7 protein-coding genes and 1 pseudogene are annotated in these 7,801 nt (G+C 66.2%); 4 read left to right on the top strand and 4 right to left on the bottom strand.

Annotation, left to right across the window (positions count from 1 at the left end; genetic code table 11):
- The coding region (locus tag VFL64_RS15580) for a GntR family transcriptional regulator (RefSeq protein WP_489541293.1) at positions 1–325 on the top strand (325 nt) is incomplete at its 5' end.
- A gap of 122 nt (positions 326–447) precedes the next feature.
- On the opposite strand, the gene VFL64_RS15575 is transcribed toward VFL64_RS15580, so the two are convergent.
- From VFL64_RS15575 to VFL64_RS15565, 3 genes are all read right to left on the bottom strand, one after another.
- Positions 448–1,587 (bottom strand): acyl-CoA dehydrogenase family protein, encoded by a 1,140-nt coding sequence (locus tag VFL64_RS15575; RefSeq protein ID WP_489541292.1) that lies wholly within the window; start codon positions 1,585–1,587, stop codon positions 448–450.
- Between the two features lie 130 nt (positions 1,588–1,717).
- A complete protein-coding gene (locus VFL64_RS15570; protein ID WP_489541291.1) occupies positions 1,718–2,908 on the bottom strand; it encodes an acyl-CoA dehydrogenase family protein in 1,191 nt (396 codons plus the stop codon).
- Positions 2,909–2,921: 13 nt separating this feature from the next.
- Positions 2,922–3,686 (bottom strand): SDR family oxidoreductase, encoded by a 765-nt coding sequence (locus tag VFL64_RS15565; protein ID WP_489541290.1) that lies wholly within the window; start codon positions 3,684–3,686, stop codon positions 2,922–2,924.
- Between the two features lie 177 nt (positions 3,687–3,863).
- Between VFL64_RS15565 and VFL64_RS15560 the strand changes: the two genes are divergently transcribed.
- Positions 3,864–4,745, top strand: a complete 882-nt coding sequence (locus VFL64_RS15560; protein ID WP_489541289.1) for an SDR family NAD(P)-dependent oxidoreductase — start codon at positions 3,864–3,866, stop codon at positions 4,743–4,745.
- Positions 4,746–4,905: 160 nt separating this feature from the next.
- Here the strand turns inward: VFL64_RS15560 and VFL64_RS15555 are convergent, their stop codons facing one another.
- On the bottom strand, positions 4,906–6,147 hold the full coding sequence (locus tag VFL64_RS15555; RefSeq protein ID WP_489541288.1) for an acyl-CoA dehydrogenase family protein: 1,242 nt from the start codon (positions 6,145–6,147) through the stop codon (positions 4,906–4,908).
- 221 nt (positions 6,148–6,368) lie between these two features.
- Between VFL64_RS15555 and VFL64_RS15550 the strand changes: the two genes are divergently transcribed.
- Together VFL64_RS15550 and VFL64_RS15545 are read left to right on the top strand one after the other, a co-directional pair.
- Positions 6,369–7,337 (top strand): alpha/beta fold hydrolase, encoded by a 969-nt coding sequence (locus tag VFL64_RS15550; protein ID WP_489541287.1) that lies wholly within the window; start codon positions 6,369–6,371, stop codon positions 7,335–7,337.
- Positions 7,338–7,584: 247 nt separating this feature from the next.
- A pseudogene (locus VFL64_RS15545) lies at positions 7,585–7,801 on the top strand (glutathione ABC transporter permease GsiC); the annotation flags it as partial.

The raw sequence follows: 7,801 nt of genomic DNA, 5'->3' as shown, positions 1-7,801 counted from the left end.
CAAGGGGTATGCCGCGGCCAACACGGCCCTGCACGAGCTCATCTACTCGGCCAGCGGCAACCCGGTGCTCGTGGACCATGCGCGCAGTGCACGCAAGCGCCTGGCGGCGTTTCGCTTGCGCGGCTTCGAACAGCCCGGCCGCATGCAAACCTCGGACAGCGAACACCGCCGCATCGTCGACGCGATCTGCCAGGGCGAAGGCGACACCGCCGCGGCGGCCATGCGCGAGCACATCTCGGCCGGCGGCGAAGCCCTGGTGGCCCTGCTGCTGGCCAGCAACCAGCTGCCGCCCGAAGCCGGCCTGCCTCGGCAACGCACGGCCTGAACCTGGCGGCGCAAAGCCGCCTTACTCTTACGGAAAGCCTGGCGCAAAGGGTCTGGCGTGGGGCGCATCGCTTACGCCGGAGCTCGCGTGCTCGATGCGTTCCTGGCGCAGCGGTGCTGAACTCAGTACTGCTTCAACTGCGCCAGCAGGTCGGCGTGGAAGTTGGCGTCGCCGTAGAGCTCCTGCAGCACGCGGGCGCGCTTCATGAAGAAGCCCATCTCGAACTCGTCGGTCATGCCCATGCCGCCGTGCAACTGCACGCCCTCCTGCACGGCCAGGGTTGCGGTGCTGCCGGCCTTGGCCTTGGCGACCGACGACAGGCCGCCCGCCAGCGCTGAGCCTTCGTCCAGTGCCTGCAAGGCCTTGAGCACGGCCGAGCGGGTGAACTCGATCTCGCAGTACAGGTGCGCCACGCGGTGCTGCAGCGCCTGGAACTCGCCGATGATCTTGTTGAACTGCTGGCGCTCCTTCAGGTAGGCCACCGTGCGGGCGAAGGTCTCTTCGGCCACGCCCAGCAGCTCCGCTGCCGCGGCTGCGCGGCCGGCGTTGAGCGCGGCACCCAGCACGCCCCAGGCCTCTCCCACTTCGCCCAGCACCGCGTTGGCATCCACTTTGACTTGACTGAAGCGCACACGCGCCGTGTTGTGCGCATCAACGGCGACGACGCGCTCGATCTCCACACCGGCTGACCTGGGGTCGACGAGAAACAGCGTGACGCCAGCCACCTCGCCCGCCCCACCGGAGGTGCGCGCCGCCACGATCAGCAGGCCGGCCACATGGCCATCGATCACGAAGGTCTTGCTTCCATTGAGCACGTAGCCGCTGCCCGCCTTCTCGGCCTTCAGCGAGATGTTCTTCGGCTGGTGCTTGGCGGCCTCATCGACTGCCAGCGTGGCGATCAGTTCACCGGAGGCGAGCCGGGGCAGGTAAGCCTGCTTCTGCGTCTCGCTGCCGGCGCGCAGCAACGCGGTGGCAGCCACCACGCTGGAGGCGAAGAAGGGCGAGGCGCTGAGGTGGCGACCGATCTCTTCCATCACCACACCGGCCTCCACCAGGCCGAGGCCCAGGCCACCGTGTGCTTCGGGGATCAGCACCCCGCTGAATCCCATCTCGGCGAACTGCTTCCACAACGGGCGCGAGAAGCCATCGGCATCGTGCGAGTCGCGCAGCTTGCGCAACTGGGAGACGGGGGCGTTGTCGGCGAGGAAGCTGCGCGCGCTGTCGCGCAGCATGTTCTGTTCTTCGGTGAGTACGAGTGCCATGTGTTTGTCTTTGTCTCAGGGAAGTCCACCAACCGCTCAGGCTGAGGTATCGAAGCCTTGCACGGCCTGCGCGGGCCTTCGATACCTCAGGCTGAACGGACTGTTGTGTTCGCAGATTGCAGGCCGTTCGTCAGGCCCCAGGCAAGTTCAGGATGCGCTTCGCAATCACGTTGAGCTGCACCTCGCTCGTGCCGCCCTCGATCGAGTTGCCCTTGGTGCGCAGCCAGGTGCGTGCCGCCGCACCCTCGCGAGAACGCTCGCTCTCCCACTCGAGCGCATCGCTGCCGCCAGCCTGCATCATCAGCTCGTGCCGGCGCTTGTTGAGCTCGGCGCCGTAGTACTTGAGCACCGAGCTGAAGGCCGGGTTGCCGCGGCCCGCGCGGGCCTCGTCCATGGCGCGTTCCATGGTCAGGCGGAAGGCCGCCTCATCGACCTCGAACTGCGCGATCTGGGCGCGCAGCAGCGGGTCGGCCAGGCGGCCGCTTGCATCGGTGCCCAGCAGGCCAGCCGCCACCACGCCGAGCGGCTTGCTGGCCCCACGGTCGCCGATGCCGCCGATCATCTCGCGCTCGTGCGTCAGCAGGTACTTGGCCACGTCCCAGCCGGCATTGAGCGTGCCCACCAGGTTCTTCTTCTCGACGCGCACGTTGTCGAAGAAGGTCTCGCAGAAGGGCGACTTGCCCGAGATCAGCAGGATGGGCTTGGTGCTGACGCCGGGCGTCGCCATGTCGAACAGCACGAAGCTGATGCCGGTGTGCTTCTTGGCCGCCGGGTCGGTGCGCACCAGGCAAAAGATCCAGTCGGCCTTGTCGGCGTAGCTGGTCCAGATCTTCTGGCCGTTGACGATGAAGTGGTCGCCCTTGTCATCCGCCCGTGTCTGCAACGAGGCGAGGTCGGAGCCGGCATTGGGCTCCGAGTAGCCCTGGCACCAGCGGATCTCGCCGCGCGCGATGGGTGGCAGGAACTCGAGCTTCTGCTCGTGCGTGCCGAACTTGAGCAGCGCCGGGCCGAGCATCCAGATGCCGAAGCTCTGCACCGGCGCACGGGCGCCGATGGCGCGCATCTCTTGCGCGAGCACCTTGGCCTCTTCGCCGCTGAGGCCACCGCCCCCGTACTCCTTGGGCCAGGTCGGCACGGTCCAGCCCTTGGCGGCCATGCGTTCGAGCCACACCTTCTGTGCGTCGGACGTGAACTTCCAGTGGCGGCCACCCCAGCAGACATCGTCTTCGCTGAGGACGGGCTTGCGCATCTCGGGTGGGCAGTTCTGCTCCAGCCAGGTGCGGGCTTCCTCGCGGAAGCCTTGGAGTGTCTCGGTGCTCATGCGTGCGCCTCGCTCAGATGGTGACGCCGCCGTCGATGACCAGCGCCTGCCCGGTCATGAACGAGCCCGCGGGCGAGGCGAGGAAGACCGCCGCCCCGGCGATCTCGTCAGGCTCGCCGATGCGGCGCAGCGGCGCGTTGGCGGTGGAGCGCTTCAGGGTCTCGGGGTTGTCCCACAGCGCCTTGGCGAAGTCGGTCTTGATGAGGCCCGGCGCGATGCAGTTGACGCGGATGTTGTGCGGGCCGTACTCCACCGCCAGGTTGCGCGCGAGTTGAAAGTCGGCCGCCTTGGAGACGTTGTACGCGCCGATCACCGGCGAGCCGCGCAGGCCGCCGATGGACGAGACGATGATCACTGCACCATCCTTGCGCTCGATCATCTGCGGCACGGCGAAGTTGATCAGCCAGTGGTTGGCGATCACGTTGTTCTCGAGGATCTTGCGGAACTGGTCGTCCTCGATGCCGGCCATCGGGCCGTAGTAGGGGTTGCTGGCAGCGTTGCACACCACGATGTCGACCTTGCCCAGCTGGCGCGTGGTCTCGTCGACCAGGTGCTTGAGTTCGTCCTTGGATGAGATGTTGGCGGGGATGGCGATGGCCGAGCCTGCACCGTGTGCGGTGTTGATCGCGGCGGCCACCTCGGCGCAGGGCTCGGGCTTGCGCGATGAGATCACCACCTTGGCGCCGTGCTCGGCCATGCGCTCGGCAATCGCCTTGCCGATGCCGCGCGACGAGCCCGTGATGATGGCGACCTTGCCCGTGAGTGAGAACAACGACATGGCACTTCCTTGCTGGTTAAATTGGGGGGTGACGACGGCCAGAAATGGGGCTCGTGAAGCGGCCTGAAAAGACCAACCGAGTTTTCTAACCTGCTGTCTCCGAATGTCGATTTGCCCTATGAGAACAGAGGCATTTTCGAGTCTCAAGAAACATACCAGATCTTTTGAAAGAGAACCATGAGCATTAACTTTGACGGCCGTGTCGCGATCGTGACAGGCGCAGGCGGCGGACTGGGGCGCGAGCACGCGCTGGCACTCGCGAAGCGTGGTGCGAAGGTCGTCGTCAACGACCTCGGCCCCGGTGCCGAAGCCGTGGCGCAAGAGATCAAGGCGGCCGGCGGCCAGGCCATCGCCGTGCTGTCGTCGGTGACCGACTTCGCGGCCGTGCAGGCCATGGTCAAGACGACGATGGACACCTGGGGCCGCGTGGACATCCTGGTCAACAACGCCGGCATCCTGCGCGACAAGAGCTTCTCGAAGATGGAGCTCGCCGACTTCCAGCTCGTGGTCGACGTGCACCTGATGGGCGCGGTGAACTGCTGCAAGGCCGTGTGGGACATCATGCGCGCGCAGAAGTACGGCCGCATCGTCAACACCACCTCGTCCTCGGGCCTGTTCGGCAACTTCGGCCAGTCGAACTACGGCGCCGCCAAGATGGCGCTGGTGGGCCTGATGCAGACGCTCTCGATCGAAGGCGCCAAGGACAACATCAAGGTCAACTGCCTGGCCCCGACCGCCGCGACCGCGATGACCGAAGGCCTGATGCCGCAGGTCGTGCTCGACAAGCTGGCGCCCTCGGCCGTGACGCCGGGCCTCTTGTACCTGGTGAGCGAAGACGCGCCGACGCGCGTGATCCTCAACGCGGGTGCTGGCACCTTCGCGCGCAGCTACGTGACGATGACGCTGGGCACGCACATCGGAACGGGCGCCGATGCCGATGACCAGGTGGCCGCGCAATTCGAAGCCATCTCGGACCGCGATGAAGAGGTCGTGCCGCAGAGTGGCGCCGAGCAGGGCCGCAACGAGGTGGGCAAGGCGATGGCAGCCAGCCAGGACTGAATCTCCGCACACCCAAACCCGTTCGGGCTGAGGTATCGAAGCCTCGTGCTGGCGCAGGCCGTGCACGGCTTCGATACCTCAGCCCGAACGGTTTGTGATGCGCGAAGCAGAAAGAAAAAGGCGGGCCACAGGCCCGCCTTTTGTTGAGAAGCGCGCGGCCTCAAACCTTCGCGGCGCGGTACTTGCCCATCTCCCAACGAGCGATCGCGCGGTTGTGCACCTCGTCCGGCCCGTCGGCCAGGCGCATCGTGCGCATGCTGGCGTATTGCTTGGCGAGGCCGAAGTCCTCCGACACGCCACCGGCGCCATGCGCCTGGATCGCGTCGTCGATGATCTTCAGTGCCATGCGCGGTGCCGCCACCTTGATCATGGCGATCTCCAGGCGGGCGACCTTGTTGCCGACCTTGTCCATCATGTCGGCCGCCTTCAGGCACAGAAGGCGCGTCATCTCGATGTCGATGCGGGCGGTGGCGATGCGCTCCTCCCACAGCGAGTGGTCGATGATGCGCTTGCCGAAGGCCACACGCGACTGCAGGCGCTTGACCATCTTCTCCAGCGCCACCTCGGCGCTGCCGATGGTGCGCATGCAGTGGTGGATGCGGCCCGGGCCGAGTCGGCCTTGGGCGATCTCGAAGCCGCGCCCCTCGCCGAGCAGCAGGTTCTCGGCCGGCACGCGCACATTGGTGAACACCACCTCGGCGTGGCCGTGCGGCGCATCGTCGAAGCCGAACACCGGCAGCATGCGCAGCACCTCGATCCCCGGGGTGTCCATCGGCACCAGGATCTGCGACTGCTGGGCGTGCGAAGGCGCGTCGGGGTTGCTCTTGCCCATCACGATGGCGATCTTGCAGCGCGGGTCACCCACGCCGGACGACCACCACTTGCGGCCGTTGAGCACGTAGTGGTCGCCGTCGCGCTTGATCTCGAGCGCGATGTTGGTCGCGTCGGACGAGGCCACGGCCGGCTCGGTCATCAGGAAGGCCGAGCGGATCTTGCCGTCGAGCAGGGGCTCCATCCACAGCTTCTTCTGCGCCTCGTTGGCGTAGCGCGCCAGCACTTCCATGTTGCCGGTGTCGGGTGCCGAGCAGTTAAAGACCTCGGACGCAAAGCCGACCTTGCCCATCTCTTCGGCGCACATGGCGTACTCGAGGTTGGTCAGGCCCGCGCCGCGGTAGGGGCTGTCTTCAGGCAGCGAGTCCTTGGGCAGGAAGAGGTTCCACAGGCCTTCCTTCTTGGCGATGGCCTTCAGCTCTTCGACCACGGGCACGACCTGCCAGCGGTTCTCGCCGAAGCCCTTCATCTGCTTGTAGTAGGTGGGCACGGCGGGATAGACGTGCTGGTTCATGAACGCGACCACGCGATCGCGCCAATACGTCTGCCGTTCTGACATCGTGAAATTCATGGCTCTTCTCCATTGAGTGAAACGGCTGGCGGCCCGCCCGGCACTTGCCCGATGGCACAAGCTGCCATTCTCTGGCAGACTGAATTTTCTAAACCCGACAGGATGACAGGTCGCCAGCGCCAGTGCGGTTTATAGATCATCATTGGCACGCAGCGAGTCTCGTGGGCGACAAAATTTCCACCACGGCGCATACCTGAGTTTCCATTTCAACACACCACACCGTGACCGAGCCAACCGCCAAAGACGCCAACATTCAGGCACCGCTGGCCGCCTTCAAAGGGGACAAACCCGAGGCGCCGCGCTGGTTCGAGCAAGCCCTGCTGCGCACGCCCGAGCGCTCATGGACGGAGGTGGCCGGTGCGCGCATCGAGACGCTCACCTGGGGCGATGTCGGCCAGCCCGGCCTGCTGCTGCTGCACGGCAACCGCGCGCACGCCGACTGGTGGAGCTTCATCGCGCCCTTCTTCGCCGACGACTTCCGCGTGGCTGCGTTGTCGTGGTCGGGCATGGGTGGCTCGGGCTGGCGCGACACCTACTCCATCGATGGCCTGTCGCACGAAGTCGGCGCCGTGGCCAAGGCGGCCGGCCTGTTCGAGGCCGCCACCAAGCCGGTGCTGGTGGCGCATTCCTTCGGCGGCTTCCCGGCGCTGCGCTACACGGCACGCAGCGGCGGCAAGGTGGGCGGGCTGGTGATGGTCGACTCGCCCATCATGTCGCCCGAGATGCGCAAGGCACGCCGCCGCCCCGGCGCAAGCAGCATGAACGACCCGCGGCCGAGCCGCGTCTACGACGACCTGCCCTCCGCCCTGTCGCGCTTCCGCTTCGCGCCGCCGCAGGTGTGCAAGAACCTCTACATCGCCGACCACATTGCGCGCGGTTCGCTCAAGCAGGCGCCACGGGAAGATGGCCAAGGCGACGGCTGGACCTGGCGCTTCGACCCCTACCAGTGGCGCGACATGCGCATGGAGAACCCGGTTCCCGACTTCGCCGCCCTGCCTTGCCCCGTGGCCATCATGTGGGGCAGCCAATCGGTGCTGTTCGACGCCGAGGTGCTGGCCTACATCGCAAGCCTTGCGCCGGCCGGCTCGCCGCGCATCGAGATCCCCGCAGCGCGCCATCACCTGATGGTCGACCAGCCGCTCGCCTTCGTCACCGCGCTGCGCGGACTGCTGTCGGCCTGGCCGCGCTGATCCGCGTGCCGCGCCCGAGTTCCGTCCGCCCCACCCGCGTTTACCCTGTTTAGAACTTTTGGTATGGCCGTGCGCCGGGCGCATTCAGGCTCGGCTAAGTGTTTGCCCTGCAAGACAACGCCTCATCTTCGTCAGATGATTCACGCGTTTTCGAGCGAATCCGAGGCAAGCGCATGCGAACTGGAATCCGTCAGGCCGAAGATTGGGTATGGTGCCAGCCACCCACTGAGCAGGGAGTGAGCAGCTGATGCGCGGCTACATCGTGCGGCGCCTGCTGTCGCTGCTGCCCACCCTCTTCTTTGCCAGCCTGATCGTGTTCGTCACGGTGCGGCTGATCCCCGGCGACATCATCGACATGATGCTGAGCCAGAACGACGTCTCGGCCGACAAGATGAGCCGCGACCAGGTCGTCGCCGCACTCGGGCTCGACAAGCCGATGTGGGAGCAGTACTTCATCTGGGTCA

The sequence above is a fragment of the Rhizobacter sp. genome (assembly GCF_035702065.1).
GTDB lineage: Bacteria > Pseudomonadota > Gammaproteobacteria > Burkholderiales > Burkholderiaceae_C > Rhizobacter.
Note: the sequence above shows the minus strand (reverse complement) of the source record. Positions and strands in the feature narration are given on the sequence as shown.